The sequence below is a fragment of the Pseudomonas sp. PDM26 genome, assembly GCF_019219185.1.
Lineage (GTDB): Bacteria > Pseudomonadota > Gammaproteobacteria > Pseudomonadales > Pseudomonadaceae > Aquipseudomonas.
In genome coordinates this window covers 196,917-213,945 of sequence record NZ_JAHUWC010000012.1, presented here as the reverse complement: position 1 = coordinate 213,945, position 17,029 = coordinate 196,917, and the positions used below count along the sequence as shown (strand labels likewise).

Annotated in this window: 12 protein-coding genes and 1 other RNA gene; 3 read left to right on the top strand and 10 right to left on the bottom strand. The window is 60.7% G+C overall.

What is annotated here, in order from left to right; genetic code table 11:
* Positions 1–20: 20 nt before the first annotated feature.
* Positions 21–755: a fumarate/nitrate reduction transcriptional regulator Fnr gene (gene fnr / locus KW849_RS22965; RefSeq protein ID WP_007995802.1), complete on the top strand. Its 735-nt coding sequence runs from the start codon at positions 21–23 to the stop codon at positions 753–755.
* Between the two features lie 80 nt (positions 756–835).
* Complete coding sequence (locus tag KW849_RS22960; protein ID WP_218431391.1) at positions 836–1,384, top strand: adenine phosphoribosyltransferase; 549 nt, start codon at positions 836–838, stop codon at positions 1,382–1,384.
* Between the two features lie 89 nt (positions 1,385–1,473).
* On the opposite strand, the gene KW849_RS22955 is transcribed toward KW849_RS22960, so the two are convergent.
* The 5 genes from KW849_RS22955 to dnaX all read right to left on the bottom strand — a co-directional run bounded on the left by KW849_RS22955 (position 1,474) and on the right by dnaX (position 7,283).
* Positions 1,474–2,622 (bottom strand): acyl-CoA dehydrogenase family protein, encoded by a 1,149-nt coding sequence (locus tag KW849_RS22955; RefSeq protein WP_218431390.1) that lies wholly within the window; start codon positions 2,620–2,622, stop codon positions 1,474–1,476.
* Positions 2,623–2,810: 188 nt separating this feature from the next.
* Positions 2,811–3,413: a recombination mediator RecR gene (gene recR, locus KW849_RS22950; RefSeq protein WP_116261740.1), complete on the bottom strand. Its 603-nt coding sequence runs from the start codon at positions 3,411–3,413 to the stop codon at positions 2,811–2,813.
* A 79-nt stretch (positions 3,414–3,492) separates the two neighbouring features.
* Positions 3,493–4,527: an NADP-dependent oxidoreductase gene (locus tag KW849_RS22945; protein ID WP_218431389.1), complete on the bottom strand. Its 1,035-nt coding sequence runs from the start codon at positions 4,525–4,527 to the stop codon at positions 3,493–3,495.
* A 274-nt stretch (positions 4,528–4,801) separates the two neighbouring features.
* The gene (locus KW849_RS22940) at positions 4,802–5,140 is read right to left on the bottom strand and encodes a YbaB/EbfC family nucleoid-associated protein (protein WP_007971455.1); all 339 of its coding nucleotides are present in this window, start codon (positions 5,138–5,140) and stop codon (positions 4,802–4,804) included.
* Positions 5,141–5,207: 67 nt separating this feature from the next.
* Positions 5,208–7,283, bottom strand: coding sequence for a DNA polymerase III subunit gamma/tau (dnaX, locus tag KW849_RS22935; protein WP_218431388.1), 2,076 nt, complete (start codon positions 7,281–7,283; stop codon positions 5,208–5,210).
* A gap of 123 nt (positions 7,284–7,406) precedes the next feature.
* Between dnaX and KW849_RS22930 the strand changes: the two genes are divergently transcribed.
* Positions 7,407–8,204, top strand: a complete 798-nt coding sequence (locus KW849_RS22930) for an ABC transporter substrate-binding protein (RefSeq protein ID WP_218431387.1) — start codon at positions 7,407–7,409, stop codon at positions 8,202–8,204.
* 60 nt (positions 8,205–8,264) lie between these two features.
* On the opposite strand, the gene ffs is transcribed toward KW849_RS22930, so the two are convergent.
* From ffs to smc, 5 genes are all read right to left on the bottom strand, one after another.
* Positions 8,265–8,361, bottom strand: an RNA gene (ffs, locus tag KW849_RS22925) — signal recognition particle sRNA small type.
* Positions 8,362–8,562: 201 nt separating this feature from the next.
* A complete protein-coding gene (locus KW849_RS22920) occupies positions 8,563–9,726 on the bottom strand; it encodes a putative zinc-binding metallopeptidase (protein ID WP_218431386.1) in 1,164 nt (387 codons plus the stop codon).
* A 117-nt stretch (positions 9,727–9,843) separates the two neighbouring features.
* Positions 9,844–12,201, bottom strand: a complete 2,358-nt coding sequence (gene ligA / locus KW849_RS22915) for an NAD-dependent DNA ligase LigA (protein ID WP_218431385.1) — start codon at positions 12,199–12,201, stop codon at positions 9,844–9,846.
* 219 nt (positions 12,202–12,420) lie between these two features.
* Positions 12,421–13,281, bottom strand: a complete 861-nt coding sequence (gene zipA, locus KW849_RS22910; RefSeq protein ID WP_218431384.1) for a cell division protein ZipA — start codon at positions 13,279–13,281, stop codon at positions 12,421–12,423.
* Between the two features lie 258 nt (positions 13,282–13,539).
* Entirely contained in the window at positions 13,540–17,028 is a 3,489-nt protein-coding gene (gene smc / locus KW849_RS22905) for a chromosome segregation protein SMC (protein WP_218431383.1), read from the bottom strand.
* Between the last annotated feature and the right edge of the window lies 1 nt (position 17,029).

Sequence of the window (17,029 nt, the reverse complement as noted above, 5' to 3'; positions counted from 1 at the left end):
TTCCCACAAGGATTGAAGAAATGTCCGAGCCAGTAAAACTGCGCGCTCATAATCAAGCCCATTGCAAGGATTGCAGCCTGGCCCCTCTTTGCCTGCCACTTTCGCTGAATCTGGAAGACATGGATGCGCTGGACGAAATCGTCAAACGTGGCCGGCCGCTGAAAAAAGGCGAATTCCTGTTTCGCCAGGGCGATACCTTCGATTCTGTCTACGCAGTCCGTTCCGGCGCCCTCAAGACCTTCAGCCTGAGTGACACCGGTGAAGAACAGCTCACCGGTTTCCACCTGCCCAGCGAACTGGTCGGTCTGTCGGGCATGGACACCGAAAAGCACCCGGTGTCGGCACAAGCCCTGGAAACCACTTCGGTGTGTGAAATTCCTTTCGAACGCCTCGACGAACTGGCCCTGCAATTGCCACAGTTGCGCCGTCAGCTGATGCGGGTGATGAGTCGCGAAATCCGTGACGACCAGCAGATGATGCTGCTGTTGTCGAAAAAGACCGCCGACGAACGCATCGCCACCTTCCTGGTCAACCTCTCGGCACGTTTCCGCGCCCGGGGCTTTTCCGCCAATCAGTTCCGCCTGAGCATGTCGCGTAACGAAATCGGCAACTACCTGGGCCTGGCAGTGGAAACCGTGTCCCGCGTCTTCACGCGCTTCCAGCAAAACGAACTGATCGCGGCAGAAGGCAAGGAAATCCGGATTATCGACCCGATCCAGCTGTGCGCCCTGGCCGGTGGCTCACTGGAAAGCTGAAACAAACCGTTGCGGCTGCACGAAACGGTTCAGCCGCCGTTATACTGAGTCGTTTGCAGCCCTGCCAGGATTCTTCGACTATGGCCTTCGACTCCTTCGACATCAAATCCCTCATCCGCCCTGTCATCGACTTCCCGAAGCCGGGTGTGATCTTTCGCGACATCACCCCGCTGTTCCAGTCGCCCACGGCACTGCGCCTGGTGATGGACAGCTTCGCCCACCGTTACGTCGAGGCGGACTTCACCCACGTCGGCGCAATGGACGCCCGTGGCTTCCTGATCGGTTCGGTACTGGCCTATCAGTTGAACAAGCCGCTGGTGCTGTTCCGCAAGCAAGGCAAACTGCCGTCTGACGTGCTGGCCGAGGGCTATGCGACCGAATACGGCGAAGCCTTCCTGGAAGTGCACGCTGACAGCCTGTGCGAGGGGGATTCGGTGGTGATGTTCGATGACCTGATTGCGACCGGCGGCACCCTGATTGCCGCCGCCAACCTGATCCGTCGCATGGGCGCGCGGGTGCATGAAGCGGCGGCGATTATCGATCTGCCGGAACTGGGTGGCTCGCAGCGCCTGGAAGACATGGGTATTCCTACCTTCTGCCTGACGCAGTTTGCGTTGACTGATAAGTAACAAAGGTCAAAAGATCGCAGCCTTCGGCAGCTCCTACATTGGGATGGCTTTGATCCTGTAGGAGCTGCCGAAGGCTGCGACCTTTTGCATTACAGCCCCATCTGCTTGCTGATGATCTCGTTCATCACTTCCCGCGTCCCGCCGCCAATCGACAGGATCCGGTTATCCCGATACAACCGCTCCACCAGACTCTCGCGCATGTAACCCAGCCCACCGAGTATCTGCACCGCATCGGTGACGATCCGGTCTGCCGTATCCGTAGCAAAGTTCTTGGTCATGGAAATTTCCTTGATCACGCTCTGCCCCGCCGCCATTTTCGCAGCCTGGCGGTAAGTGAACTCCCGGGATACTTCCAGCGCGGTCGCCATCTCGGCAAGGCGATGCTTGATCACCTGAAACTTGCCGATCGGTTTGCCAAAGGCTTCGCGCTGGCGCGCCCATTTCAGGCTCTCCTCCAGCGCCAGTTGTGCGGTCATGTTGGCCATCAATGCCAGGGCCAGACGCTCGCGCTGGAAATTACCCATGATGCAGGCAAAGCCCATGTTCTGGGTGCCGATCAGATTTCCTGCGGGCACCTGGCAATCATCGAAGAACAATTCGGCCGTGTCTGACGCCCACCAGCCCATTTTCTTCAGCTGCCGCCCTACGGTGAAACCGGGCGTGCCCTTCTCGATCAGTAACAGGCTGATGCCCGCGAAACCTGGCTCACCCGTTCGCACCGCGACGGTATAGAAATCCGCACGCACACCGCTGGTAATAAAGGTCTTGCTGCCACTGACCCGGTAGAAATCGCCGTCGCGCACGGCACGGGTTTGCAGGTTGGCGACGTCGGAGCCGCCGCCGGGTTCGGTAATGGCCAGGGCGCTGATCTTCTCTCCCGACAGCACCTGCGGCAGCACACGATCACGCACTTCCGGCCGGGCCCACTTGAGAATGGGCGGCAAGCCGATATCCAGCGAGCCCAGGCCGGCAACCAGCCCGCCTGACCCGCAGCGCATCAACTCTTCGCTGGCGGCCACCTTGGCGAACAGATCCCCTTCGTGGCTGCCTCCGTAGGCTTCGGGGTAACCGATTCCGAGAATCCCCGCTGCACCGGCCTTGAGGTAGAGCTCGCGAGGGAAGCTTTCGGCTTCTTCCCACTGCTCGATATCAGGAAGGATCTCGCGCTCGACGAAACGTCTGACGCTGTCACGGACCAATTGGTGGCTGGGGTCGAAGTATTCCTGAAAGGCAGACATCGTCGAGCTCCACTGAAGGGGTCAGTGAAGTTAACCGAGCGCTTGCTTGGTTTTCAACAGGATTGTGTGAATCAGGTAGACCGAGGTGCCCTTATCGCGAGCAGGCTCGCTCCTACAGGGTATTGCGGCGTACACAAAATCTGTAGGAGCGAGCCTGCTCGCGATGGCGTCAGCCCGAACAACACAAATTACAGAGTGATCGGCTTACGCCCGGCAAACGAATGCGCCAGCGTGCCGCCATCCACCAGCTCCAGCTCACCACCCAGCGGCACACCATGGGCGATACGCGAGGCGATCAGGCCTTTGTTGCTGAGCAATTGGGCGATGTAGTGCGCGGTGGCTTCGCCTTCCACGGTCGGGTTGGTGGCCAGGATGACTTCGGTGAAAGTGCCGGCCTCTTCGATCCGTGCCATCAATTGCGGAATGCCGATGGCTTCCGGCCCCAGGCCGTCGAGCGGCGACAGATGCCCCTTGAGCACGAAATAACGCCCGCGAAAACCGGTCTGCTCCACCGCATAGACGTCCATCGGGCCTTCCACCACGCAGAGCAAGGTGTCGTCGCGACGGGTATCGGCGCATTGCGGGCAGAGATCATCTTCGGTCAGCGTACGGCACAAGCGGCAGTGACCGACCCCTTCCATGGCCTGGCTCAGGGCCAGCGCCAGTCGCGAGCCGCCGCTGCGGTCACGCTCGAGCAACTGCAATGCCATGCGCTGGGCGGTTTTCTGACCCACGCCGGGCAAAATTCGCAGGGCGTCGATCAGTTGGCGAATCAAAGGGCTGAAGCTCATGGTGGAAAAGTCCGACAAAACAACGAGACGCGGTTTATACCCGCGCCTCGGTTGAGCGTCAAATTGCAGCGTCAATTACTCAGTCACGGGAAACCCGAACCACCAATTTACCGAAGTTGCGCCCTTCCAGCATGCCGATGAACGCATCTGGCGCCTGCTCCAGGCCATCGACCACGTCTTCGCGGAACTTCACCTTGCCATCGCGTACCCAAGGTGCCATGGCACTGAGGAATTCCGGCTGGCGATCACCATAGTCATCGAACACAATGAAGCCCTGGATGCGCACCCGCTTGGTCAACAGGGTGCGCTGCAACAGTGGCAGGCGATCCGGCCCGCTCGGCGCTTCATAGGCGTTATAGGAGGCAATCAGGCCGCAGAGTGGAATCCGCGCCTTGGGATTGAGCAACGGCACCACGGCGTCGAATACCTTGCCGCCGACGTTTTCGTAGTAGATGTCGATCCCCTTGGGACAGGCTTGCGCCAGTTCCTCAGCAAAATCCGGGCTCCTGTGGTCGATGCAGGCGTCGAAGCCCAACTCGCCGACCACATAACGGCACTTTTTCGCACCACCCGCCACGCCGACCACACGCAAGCCCTTGATCTTCGCCACCTGGCCGACCACCGAACCCACCGCCCCGGACGCCGCTGCAACCACCAGGGTCTCGCCGGCCTTGGGCTGGCCGATATCCATCAGCCCCATATACGCGGTCATGCCCGGCATCCCCAGCACCCCAAGGGCCATCGAAGGACTTGGCAATCCCGATGGCACGGGGATGATGCCGCGCCCGTCATTGATGCTGTGGCTTTGCCAACCGGTGGCACCGACCACCAGATCACCCTCCTGAAACTTCGGATTGAGCGAGCGCTCGACCCGGCTGACAGCGCCACCGGTCATGACTTCGCCAATTTCCACCGGTGCTGCGTAGGACGGTGCGTCACTCATGCGTCCGCGCATGTAGGGATCCAGCGACAGAAAAACGGTCTTGAGCAGCACCTGACCGTCGGCCAGGTCCGGCAGCGCCACCCGCTCCATGCGAAAGTTTTCCGGCGTTGGCGCGCCTATCGGGCGTGAAGCCAGGACAATGCGTTGATTGAGGGTCATGGGGTCGGACATGGCAGCGTCTCCTGTGATCGATGGGGCTCGGTGATATAGGGAGCAGACCTTTGTGGCGGTATGGCGTTCGATGTGTTTTCAGTTGGACCAGGGTGAGCTCTTCGCGAGCAGGCTCGCACACATTTGGAATGCGATCCCCTGTGGGAGCGACGGTGCGGCGATCCGACCTGCTCGCGATGGCGGCATTCCAGACACCACATTTCCAATGCCAGAAACAAAAATGCCAGGCGCTATGCCTGGCATTTTTGTAACTCATCTGCCGCCTGAAGGCGAATCAGAATGGCAGTTTCATGCCCGGCGGCAGTTGCATGCCGGCAGTCATGCTGCCCATTTTGTCCTGGCTGTTGGCTTCGATCTTGCGCACGGCATCGTTGACCGCGGACGCAATGACCGCTTCCAGCATTTCCTTGTCGTCTTCGCTCATGCCTTCAACCAGGCTTGGGTCGATGGTCACGCTCTTGACGTCATGACGACCGGTCATCACCACGGTGACCATATCGCCACCGGCCTTACCGGTGACTTCGGCGTTGGCCAGCTCTTCCTGCATCTTGGCCATTTTTTCCTGCATCTGCTGCGCCTGCTTCATCAGGCCGGCCATGCCACCTTTCATCATGGTAATCACCTCAAAAGTACTTGGATCAAAACAGCACCCGGCCCAAGCGGCCGAACGCCTTCAGTTATTAGCCCTGAGTGACCAGGGCGTCGACAGGTTCAATAGTATCGTTACGGACCACCGCACCGAACTGCTGCATCATTTGCTGGATGAACGGATCACCGTGGATCGATTCCTCCGCCTCGCGCTGACGGTTGGCGCGGCGACGTGAAGCCGCTTGTGCCGGGGTTTCCTGCTCGGGCTTGATCAGCTCGATGCTCAGGGTCAGCGTGCGCTGGTGATACTGGTTCAGCGCATCGTTCAGGCGACGCTGCTGAGTGGCGTTGAACAAGGCACTGTGGGCCGGGTCCAGGTGCATCAGCCAATTGTCGCCATCCACCGCGATCAGCGTGCAGTTGGCGGCGATACTGCCAGTCATGCCGGAGATCGGCAATTTCGGAAACAGCTCCAGCCATTGCAGGGCCAGACCGGTGGCCGGCATTGCCGCGGGCTCAGGCTCGGGCTCAGGAGCCGGGTCGGCGGCATGCTCGCTGGCCAGCTCGTCGAGGTAACTGTAGGCCGAATCCATGTCCGGCTCGATGTAATCCTCGTCCAGCGGCGGCTCGTCATCCAGGTCCATGCCCGGCGTCGCGGAATCGACATCGGCCACCGAAGGTTCCGGGATCGGCGCGGCGGCCCACTCCGGGGCGTCCGGCACCACGCTGTCCGACGTCGGCAACGGCATCGGCGGTAATTCGGGTTGATCGCTGACGGTTTCCAGTACAGGCTCCACCGCCGTTTGCTGAACGGGCGCGGGCTCGACCGGGTCATTCCACGGCAAGTCGACAACTTCTTCGACCACGACCGCTTCAACCACAGGCGCAGGCTCTGGAACAGGTACAACGACCGGCGCAACCGGTTCCGATTCCGGTGCAGGCGCTGGCGCCGCCGCTATCGGTGCAACGGCCGCAGCGACTACCGGCGCAACAACCGGCGCGGCAGCCACTGAGTTTGCGGAATCAACTGTGGCCTGGCTGATCCCCACTGGCTTTAGCGGTTGCCTCGGGGCATCCGCGGTGTCTGCGGGCCGGAACGCCAGCATCCGCAGCAGCACCATTTCAAAACCGCCCCGGGGGTCCGGCGCCAGCGGCAAATCGCGGCGGCCGATCAGGCCCATCTGGTAGTAGAACTGCACGTCTTCGGCCGGCAGGGCCTGGGCCAGTGCCAGCACGCGATCGCGGTCGCCATGACCGTTATCGACGCCTTCCGGCAACGCCTGGGCGATGGCAACGCGGTGCAGCACATTGAGAATTTCCGAAAGCACGCCGTTCCAGTCCGGGCCTTGCTCGGCCAGGTGGCGGACGGCTTCGAGCAACGCCTTGGCATCGCCTTCGATCAGCGCATGCAGGACGTCGTAGACCTGCCCGTGGTCGAGGGTCCCGAGCATCGCCCGCACGTCGGCGGCCATGACCTTGCCCTCACCGAAGGCAATGGCCTGGTCGGTCAGGCTCATGGCATCACGCATCGACCCATCGGCGGCGCGGCCCAGCAGCCACAACGCATCGTCTTCGAACGGCACGTTCTCGACACCCAGAACATGGGTCAAGTGCTCGACCACGCGTTCCGGCGTCATGTTCTTCAGGGAGAACTGCAGGCACCGTGACAGAATCGTTGCAGGAAGTTTCTGCGGGTCGGTGGTGGCCAGGATGAACTTGACGTAGGGTGGCGGCTCCTCGAGGGTTTTGAGCAGCGCGTTGAAGGAGTGGCTGGAGAGCATGTGCACTTCGTCGATCAGATAGACCTTGAAGCGCCCGCGGCTCGGGGCGTACTGCACGTTGTCGAGCAACTCGCGGGTATCTTCGACCTTGGTGCGGCTCGCGGCGTCGATCTCGATCAAGTCGACAAAGCGGCCTTCGTCGATTTCGCGACACACCGAACACTCGCCACAGGGGGTCGAAGTGATACCTGTTTCGCAGTTAAGGCATTTGGCAATGATCCGCGCGATGGTGGTCTTGCCGACCCCCCGGGTACCGGTAAACAGGTATGCGTGGTGCAGCCGCTGGCTGTCCAAGGCATTGATCAGAGCCTTGAGCACATGGGTCTGGCCGACCATTTCGCGGAACGAGCGCGGACGCCATTTACGTGCAAGAACCTGATAACTCATCGAAAACCGTCGCAGCGAAGGAAGCAGAAGCGGCTAATGCTAGCGGAGCAAGGCACAAATTGCATCCGGTGCGCTCGTGTATTGTGGCTAAGCTGCACATCGGGGGCTATTAACGGAGTGTTTATGCGGCTGGCCTTGGGGGCATTGCTGTTGATCAGCCTGGACGGCCTGGCGGCGCAAGCACCGCTGCGCTTCGTGATAACCGACAGTTGGACCATGCCCATGGTGCAACTTGAACAGGACAAACCGACCCAGGGCATCCTGTATGACGTGATGCTCAGCCTCGCGACCCAGGTCGGCGTACCGGCCGAATTCCATGTATTGCCCCGCGGGCGGGTGCAAAACGCCATGGAGCAAGGCGAAGTCGATGTCCGCTGTTATGCCGCGCAATCGTGGCTACCCAATCAGTCTGGCGATTATCTCTGGAGCATCCCGCTCTTTACCCAGCCCGACCTGTTGATCACCCGGAATGCGCGCCCCACTGCTGTGAACCCGGCGGATTTGCCAGATCAACCCATCGGCACCGTGCTGGGTTACAGCTATCCGGCCCTGCAACCGCTGTTCGACGCCGGCCAACTGCAGCGCGACGACGCACGCAATCAGGAACTGGTGCTGGAAAAACTCCTCGCCGGCCGCAACCGCTATGCCGTCAGCAATCAATGGAGCCTGGACTGGTTCAATCAGCGGCTGCTGTCGGACCAACAACTGCACAGCGTGGCGGTGCTGCAGGAGCAGAATCTCGGCTGCTATGTACGCAACGATCCGCAAGTGCCGGTGCAGCGCATTCTGCGCACCCTGGTGCGGATGAAAATGTCTGGAGAGATCGATGCGATAGTTCGGCTGTATATCGGCGGCGAGCCCGCGGCTGTGGATAAACCGCAAACGACGAAAAACCGCCCCGGACAAGATCCTGGCAGCTAGCGAAAGTCTGTTTTCAGATAAATAACGCGAGAGAACACTCGCGTGGCGTTAAGGTGGCGACCCCACCAGCCACACCCCGGCACACAATGTCACCGCTGCGGCTGCTCCCTTCCAGGCCTGACCGGGTTCACGGTTGATCGTTGCGGGGGGACCGATGGGGTCACCATAACGACGCTCACCTGTCGGCGAGCCGCGCCATTGTACCTATCTGAGGCGAAGTTACAACCGTTCGGGGATATTAAAAAATATGAGCAGCTTCAAGGACATGCGCGGACCTTGAAAGATCGCAGCCTGCGGCAGCTCCTACATGGATCGGCGTACACCTGTAGGAGCTGCCGCAGGCTGCGATCTTTTGATCCTATTGCGCCAACACCTCATCCGCCCGGCCACCCTCCTGCTGAATCACCAGATGAATGAAGTGCAGCTTGGCAATCACCGCCGACGGCAGGACGAAAGGATAGAAATCCGGCTGCCCCATGCTGCGCGACAGTTCATTGAGCATGCCGGCCAGTTCGATCCAGGCATTGACGAACGACAGAAATGCCGCGCCATCGGGATGCTGCGGATCATAGAGGGTATCCAGCGGAAACGGCTGATAGTCGAAGTCCATGTCCCGGGCGCTCATGCCGAAGCCCAGCGCGGTGTCCACCGCATCCATCATGTGCAGGTAATGCGCCCAGGTCTCGGCCCAGTCTTCCCACGGGTGCATGGTGGCGTAGGCGCTGACGTAGTGCTGCTGCCAGTCAAGCGGCGCGCTCTGCTGATAATGTCGCTCGAGGGCTTCGGCATAGCTGGCGCGCTCATCGCCGAACAATCCGCGAAAAGGCTCAAGCCAGTGGCTATTGGCGATCAATCGATCCCAGTAGTAATGCCCGGCTTCGTGACGAAAATGCCCGAGCAACGTGCGATAGGGTTCGTGCATTTGCACCCGCACCTGCTCGCGGTGAGCGTCGTCGGCTTCCTTGATATCGAGGGTGATCAGGCCGTTGGCGTGGCCCGTGGTCGGCAGCTTTCCTTCCAGGTCGACGCCAATGAAATCGAAGGCAAGGCCAGTCTCTTCATCGACTGTTTTGGGAATCACCTGCAACCCCAGGCTGAGCAATTGCGCGACCAGACGCCGCTTGGCGGTTTCCACCTTGCCCCAGCGCTCGTGGTTGTCGGCTATCGACAGATCAGGAATGGTGCGATTGAGGCTGCAGGCAATGCACAAGACGTCATGGTCATTGGCTGGCAGCAACCAATTGCAGGCTGCCGGGGAGTCGAGGTTGGCGCAGCGTCGAAACAGGCCAGCCCCGGGATCGACATCAAGCTGCCAGGTGCCCGTTTGTACACCCGGTTGCAGCGCAGACAGGCGACTCCGCTCCGGCTGATAACCCAAGGCCGTTGAACAAGCCAGACACTGGCTGTTGCGAAAGAACAACGACTGCCCGCAACGACAGGACCAGACCTTGCTGTTGCGTGAACGCTCGCCCAAGAATGGCGCGGCGATGCGCGAGCTGAGCTGCTCGAAGAAAGGGTACATGGCGATCTCTCCCTGGGGCTTGCCAAGACTAGATCATTTCCCAAGAAGGATCGTTCCCAGGTCGAACGCAACACCTGTAGGAGCGAGCAGGCTCGCTCCTACAGGTTGAATTGCTACTCAATCTACCTTGCCGTACCCGCGCAATGTTTCAACAAACGCCTCTTCATCCAGCACCTTCAGCCCCAACTCATTAGCCTTGGCCAACTTCGACCCGGCGCCAGGACCTGCGACCACGCAATGGGTCTTGGCCGACACCGAGCCTGCTACCTTGGCCCCCAGACTTTCGAGTTTATCCTTGGCCACATCGCGGCTCATCAACTCCAGCGAGCCGGTCAGCACCCAGGTCTGTCCAGCCAGCGGCAAGCCTTCGACGACCTTCTTCTCGCTCTGCCAGTGCATGCCGAAATCGGCCAGTTGCTTCTCGGCCGCTTCGGCCAATTGGCGATTTTCTTCGACCGCAAAAAACTCGCGTACCGAATTGGCCTGTTTCTCCGGCAGCGCCTGACGCATGTCCAGCCAGTCCGCGCCGATCACTCCTTGCAGCGAGCCGAATTTGTCCGCCAGTTTCTGCGCCCCGCCCGGCCCGACCAAGGGGATATGCAGCTTGTCGAGAAAACCACCCAGTGTGGTGCTCGCCGAAAACTCGGCCCCCAACTCGCCCTGATCCTGAATCTGCATGCCATGCCTGAGCAAATCAGCGATCACCTGCTGGTTATGCGCGTCCTCGAAGAAGCTGTGGATTTCGTACGCGACTTCCAGCCCGACATCCGGCAAGTACGTCAGCACCTGTGGCAAGGCCTGTTGCACCCGCTCCAGCGAACCCAGGGAGCGCGCCAGGACCTTGGCCGTCTCCTCACCGACATCGGGAATCCCGAGGGCGTAGATGAACCGCGCCAGGCTCGGCTTCTTGCTGTCTTCGATGGCGCCGAGCAGGTTCTTGCTCGACAGTTCGGCAAAGCCTTCCAGATCGACGATCTGCTCGAAGGTCAGGGCGTACAGATCGGCCGGCGAACTCACCAGGCCTTCGTCGACCAGTTGCTCGACGCTCTTCTCGCCCAGGCCTTCGATGTCCATGGCACGACGGGAAACGAAGTGAATGATTGCCTGCTTGAGTTGCGCGCCGCAGGCCAGGCGACCGACGCAGCGATACACCGCGCCTTCGCTGACCGTCTCGCGCCCCTTGCTGCGTTTGATCAGCTGCGTGCGCTCGACATGGGAACCGCACACCGGGCACCGCTCGGGAATCTGCACCGGCCGGGCGTTTTCCGGACGACGCTCCATGACCACTTGCACCACCTGCGGAATCACGTCACCGGCGCGGCGAATGATCACCGTGTCGCCGATCATCAGGCCCAGGCGCGCGACTTCGTCCATGTTGTGCAGCGTGGCGTTGGCCACCGTGACACCCGCGACCTTGACCGGTCTCAGGCGTGCCACCGGCGTCACCGCACCGGTGCGGCCGACCTGGAATTCCACATCGAGCAGTTCGGTGAGTTCTTCCATCGCCGGGAATTTGTGGGCGATGGCCCAACGCGGCTCACGGGCGCGAAAACCCAGTTCGCGCTGGGAGGCAATGCTGTTGACCTTGAACACCACGCCGTCGATTTCATACGGCAGCGCATTGCGACGCTCACCGATGTCGCGATAGTAATCCAGGCATTCAGCGATGCCGTTGGCCAGCTTCAGTTCGTGGCTGATCGGCATACCCCAGGCTTGCAACTGCTTGAGGTTGCCGATGTGGGAATCGGTGATATCGGCAGACACCTGGCCGATGCCGTAGCAGCAGAACTCCAGCGGACGATTGGCGGTAATCTTCGAATCCAATTGGCGCAAACTGCCCGCCGCCGCATTGCGCGGATTGGCAAAGGTCTTGCCGCCGACTTCCAGTTGCGTAGCGTTGAGCCGCTCGAAACCGGCCTTGGACATGAACACCTCGCCGCGCACTTCCAGGGTCGCCGGCCAACCGGTGCCGTGCAGCTTGAGCGGGATATTGCGCACGGTGCGCACGTTGACGCTGATGTCTTCACCCGTCGTACCGTCGCCGCGGGTGGCGCCGCGTACCAGTACGCCGTCCTGATACAGCAGGCTGACGGCCAGGCCATCGAGCTTGGGTTCGCAGCTGTACTCGACTGTCGCGCCGCCACCCAACAGGTCGCCCGCTGGCAAATCCAGGCCCTCGGTCACGCGGCGATCGAACTCGCGCATGTCGGTTTCTTCGAAGGCGTTGCCGAGGCTGAGCATCGGCACTTCGTGACGCACCTGGGTAAACGCCGACAGCGCCGCACTGCCCACTCGCTGGGTTGGCGAGTCGCTGGTGATCAGTTCGGGATTGGCCGCTTCCAGCGCCTTGAGCTCGTTGAACAAACGGTCGTATTCGGCGTCCGGAATGCTTGGCTCGTCGAGCACGTAGTAGCGATAGTTGTGCTGATCCAGCTCAGCGCGCAGCTCTAAAATACGGTTCTTGGCGGCGGTCATGGGTGTTCTCTCATAAAGCAAAAGAGCAGCCGAGGCTGCTCAATTTTCATATTTCGGCCCGGCAAGGGGCTGCATTTGTGGCGAGGGGGCTTGCCCCCGTTCGGCGGCGAAGCCGTCGCAAAACCAGTGAACCAGATGCGACTGGAAAAAAACGGGGCCGCTTCGCAGCCCAACGGGGGCAAGCCCCCTCACCACAAGAGCCCGCTCCCACCACTTGAATCAACGCTTCTGGGTCAAAGCGCGGCGTTCGAATTCGACGATGCGCTGACGGTAGTGCTCGATCGTCTGGGCGGTCAGTACGCTGCGCTGGTCGTCCTTCAGTTCGCCGTTGAGCTCCTGGGACAATTTGCGCGCCGCTGCCACCATCACATCGAAAGCTTGCTTTGGATGACGCGGGCCTGGCAGACCGAGGAAGAAGCTCACCGCCGGGGTGCTGAAGTGGTCGATGTCGTCCAGGTCGAAAACGCCCGGCTTGACCGCGTTAGCCATGGAGAACAGCACCTCGCCGTTGCCTGCCATGCTTTCGTGACGGTGGAAAATATCCATTTCGCCGAAACGCAGGCCGCTCTCCAGAATGTTCTGCAACAGCGCCGGCCCCTTGAAGCCGGCAGCGTCGCGGCAGATCACGCTGATCACCAGCACTTCTTCAGCTTGCGGTTGTTCTTTGCCGTTGACCGAAGGCGAAGCCTTGGTGTCATCCGGGAAGTCGTCGTCGCGACTGCTGAAGCTCGGGCCGCCGTCCAGATCCAGGCTGAGGTTCATGTCGCCCTGGGAAGGTTCGCCGTGGCCACGCTTGCCGCGCTTGGACCCCGACTCGCGAGGCTCGCGGGCCGGCACGCTCACCGACGGCAGATCCTGTTCGTCCAGTTGCGGCTCTTTATGTGTGTCCAGCACGCGCGGCGGGCCCAGCAGCTCGGCGCTGGTGCTGCCTTCCTCGTCCGGCAGGCTGGACAGACTTCGATCAAGACGGAACTTCAGTTTTCCTTTGCCGCCGCGCATACGGCGCCAGCCATCGAAAAGAATACCGGCAATGACAATAATGCCGATGACGATCAGCCACTCGCGCAGACCGATTTCCATGTAATCCCGTGCCTCTATGAAAAATGCTGAAAAATAAGGGGTTTACAACCTGCAAACCGCTTTAAAACGTGGCGCCAACTCTATGTTCTGACAGGCGTTTTGCCCACGTATACGAAAAATTGACATTAAACTAGCACGACCAAAGGTAACTTTACACCGTCTACCACATTGGCTAGCGCGAATATGTCGATTGGCCAGCAGGTCGAAGCCAGTAAAAGAGTCCTACAAACCGTAAACACCCTTTCCTGCAACCACGACTCAGGCATCCACCATTGCCATCGCCTCCTCGACATCCACTGCCACCAGACGCGAACAACCGGGTTCGTGCATTGTCACTCCCATCAGTTGCTCGGCCATTTCCATGGCGATCTTGTTGTGGGTGATATAGATGAACTGCACTGTCTGTGACATCTCTTTTACCAATCGCGCGTAGCGTCCAACGTTAGCGTCATCCAGTGGCGCGTCAACCTCATCGAGCATGCAGAACGGCGCCGGGTTCAACTTGAAGATCGCAAAAACCAGGGCCAATGCGGTCAGGGCTTTTTCGCCGCCGGAGAGCAAATGGATGGTGCTGTTCTTCTTTCCGGGCGGCTGCGCCATGATTGTTACCCCTGTATCGAGTAAATCTTCGCCCGTCAGTTCCAAATACGCGCGGCCTCCACCGAAAACTTTTGGGAAAAGCGCCTGTAAACCGCCATTGATCTGATCAAAGGTATCCTTGAAACGGTTACGGGTTTCCTTGTCGATCTTGCGAATCACGTTCTCAAGGGTATCGAGCGCTTCCACCAGATCGTCGTTCTGCGCATCCAGATAACGTTTACGTTCCGATTGTTGCTGGTACTCATCGATGGCCGCCAGGTTGATCGCGCCCAGGCGCTGGATCCTCGCAGCGATGCGCTCGAGTTCTTCCTCGGCATCCTTCTCGCTGGCCTCGGCGGTCAACGTCGCGAGTACGCCATGGAGATCGTAGCCGTCTTCCAGCAATTGGTCCTGCAAGGTCTTGCGGCGTACGCTCAGGGCCTGCCATTCCATGCGCTGGGTTTCGAGCTGGCTGCGAATCAACTGGGATTGTTGTTCGGCCTGGCTGCGGCGCTTCTCGGCGTCGCGCAGTTCGCGGTCGGCGTCTTCGAGAGCGATCTGTGCAGTCTTGAGTTCTTCGTCGACGGTCATGCGTTTGTCGAGCAACTCTTCGAGCTTCAGACGCAGTTCTTCCAGTGGCGCTTCGCCCTCCTCCAGATTGAGGCTCAGTTGCTCGCGTTTTTCGGTCAGCCGCTCGGACTGCATCTCCAGACGCTCCAGCGCCTGGCGTGTGGAGTCGTGCTGCGCCTTGAGCGAGCCCAGACGCACCGCCAACTGGTGGGCGTGATCCTTGTGCTGCCTGGCTTCCTGACGCGCCCGGTCCAGACGTTCACGCAGGCTGTCACGCTGGGCCAACAGCAACTCACGCTGCTCGGTGTCCAGCGCCATGCTGTCGAGGGCTTCCTGCAACTGCAGGCGTGCCTCACCGATGTTTTCGTGCTCAAGGGCCCGCTGCTCGTCCAGCTCGGTGAGTTCTTCGTCGAGGCGGGTTCGGCGCAGGGTCAATTGTTCGGCCTTGGCCTTGCCGGCGGACAACTGGGCTTTCAGCTCACCTTGCTGGCGGGCTTCGTCCTGCAGCAAACGGCGCAAATGTTCGCGACCATTTTCCTGCTGACGCTGCTGCGCGCGCAGGTTTTGCAGTTGGGTTTCCAGGGTTTCGACCGCGGCTTCGCGCTCCTCACGCTCAAGACCCAGTCGCTGGATTTCCTGACCACGGGCGAGCACGCCGCTTTCGGCTTCACTGGCCCGACGCACCCGCAGAAAATGCCGACCGACCCAGTAACCGTCGCGGCTGATCAGGCTCTGCCCGGCAGCCAGTTGAGTGCGCAAGGCCAGGGCCTGCTCGAGGCTGTCGACCGGCTTGACCTGCCCCAGCCACGGTGACAGATCGACCTGCGCCTCGACCTTGTCCAGCAGGCTGCCCGGCACCCGTACGCCATCGCTGGACGGGCTGAGCAAGCGCAAGTCGCCCTGGGTAAACCCGGACAGATCGAAATCATTGAAGTCGTCCACCAGCACCGCTTGCAGGTCGGCGTCGAGTACGGTTTCCACCGCCAACTCCCAACCGGCTTCAACCTTCAGGCCTTCGGCCAGGCGCGGGCGATTCGCAAGATTCTGTTCACGCAACCATTCGGCGGTGCCGGTGCCCGGATCGAGCGCGGCTTGCTGCAAGGCTTCGAGTGAAGCCAGCCGACCGTTGAGGCGCTGCAAATCGCCCTGGGCCTGCTGTTGCGCCGTCAGCGCCTGCTGCAGTTCCTGACGCAACTGTTCGAGCTTTTCGACCTGAGCTTCTTCGCTGGTCTGCAAATCCTCAAGGGTCGCTTCGGATTCAGCGAGCTGCTCGCTGAGTTCCATGATTGCCGCGTCTTCGGGATCTGCTGAAAGCAAGGCGCGTTCTTCGCCAAGACGCTTCTGCCGGTCCGCCAGACGCTCCAGGCTGGTTTCCAGCTGCTGGATCCGCGATTGCTGCACTTCAGCCTGACGTCGTGGTTCGGCCGCGGTGTGGTTGAACGTATCCCACTGCTCCTGCCAACCATGCATGGTGGTCTCGGATTCTTCCAGCGCGGCAGCGGCCTCTTCGGCGGCGGCGCTGGTGACTTCCTGCTCCGGGGTGAGCATGTCCAGCTCTTCGCCGAGGGTCAGCAGCAGCGTGCGGTCGTGGCCCAGGTGAGATTCGGTTTCCAGGCGCGCGCGCTCGGCTTCTTTCAAGTCGTCCTGCAACTGGCGCAAACGTTGCTGACCGTGCTGGATGCTCTGCTCGACCCGGGCGATGTCGCCACCGACCGAGTAGAAACGCCCCTGCACCAGATTGAAGCGTTCCGAGAGGTCATGGTGGCCGTCACGCAGGCGTTCGATGCTCGCATCGGCATTGCGCTGTTCGGCCACCAAGGCTTCGAAAGAAACTTCCTGGTTGCCGATGATCGCTTCACGCTGGCCGACCTGATCGTTCAGCGCCTGCCAGCGCAGGGCGGACAGTTGGGCCTTGAGCTGACGCTCCTCGCCCTTGAATTCCTGATACTTCTTGGCGGCCTCCGCCTGGCGGTGCAAGCGTTCGAGTTGACGCTCGAGCTCTTCACGCAGGTCAGTCAGGCGCTCCAGGTTTTCATGGGTGCGGCGGATGCGGTTTTCCGTCTCGCGCCGGCGCTCCTTGTACTTGGAGATGCCCGCCGCTTCTTCGATGAAGTTACGCAGGTCTTCGGGCTTGGACTCGATCAGCTTGGAGATCATCCCCTGCTCGATGATCGAGTAGCTGCGCGGGCCGAGGCCGGTGCCGAGGAAGATATCGGTGATGTCGCGGCGCCGGCATTTGGTGCCGTTGAGGTAGTAGGTGGTCTGGCTGTCGCGGGTCACTTTGCGGCGAATGGAAATTTCCGCATAGGCGGCGTACTCGCCGAGCAACGTGCCGTCGGAGTTATCGAACACCAGTTCGATGCTCGCCTGGCTCACCGGTTTGCGGCTGGTGGAGCCGTTGAAGATGACGTCGGTCATCGACTCGCCGCGCAGGTTCTTCGCCGAACTCTCGCCCATCACCCAGCGTACGGCGTCGATGATGTTTGATTTGCCGCAGCCATTGGGCCCGACCACCGCCGCCATGTTACTGGGGAAGTTCACCGTGGTCGGGTCGACGAAGGACTTGAACCCCGCCAGTTTGATGCACTTGAGCCGCACG

Coding starts and splice junctions, on each gene's coding strand:
- fnr (WP_007995802.1), top strand. CDS start 21: ATGTCCGAGCCAGTAAAACTGCGCGCTCATAATCAAGCCCATTGCAAG.
- KW849_RS22960 (WP_218431391.1), top strand. CDS start 836: ATGGCCTTCGACTCCTTCGACATCAAATCCCTCATCCGCCCTGTCATC.
- KW849_RS22955 (WP_218431390.1), bottom strand. CDS start 2,622: ATGTCTGCCTTTCAGGAATACTTCGACCCCAGCCACCAATTGGTCCGT.
- recR (WP_116261740.1), bottom strand. CDS start 3,413: ATGAGCTTCAGCCCTTTGATTCGCCAACTGATCGACGCCCTGCGAATT.
- KW849_RS22945 (WP_218431389.1), bottom strand. CDS start 4,527: ATGTCCGACCCCATGACCCTCAATCAACGCATTGTCCTGGCTTCACGC.
- KW849_RS22940 (WP_007971455.1), bottom strand. CDS start 5,140: ATGATGAAAGGTGGCATGGCCGGCCTGATGAAGCAGGCGCAGCAGATG.
- dnaX (WP_218431388.1), bottom strand. CDS start 7,283: ATGAGTTATCAGGTTCTTGCACGTAAATGGCGTCCGCGCTCGTTCCGC.
- KW849_RS22930 (WP_218431387.1), top strand. CDS start 7,407: ATGCGGCTGGCCTTGGGGGCATTGCTGTTGATCAGCCTGGACGGCCTG.
- KW849_RS22920 (WP_218431386.1), bottom strand. CDS start 9,726: ATGTACCCTTTCTTCGAGCAGCTCAGCTCGCGCATCGCCGCGCCATTC.
- ligA (WP_218431385.1), bottom strand. CDS start 12,201: ATGACCGCCGCCAAGAACCGTATTTTAGAGCTGCGCGCTGAGCTGGAT.
- zipA (WP_218431384.1), bottom strand. CDS start 13,281: ATGGAAATCGGTCTGCGCGAGTGGCTGATCGTCATCGGCATTATTGTC.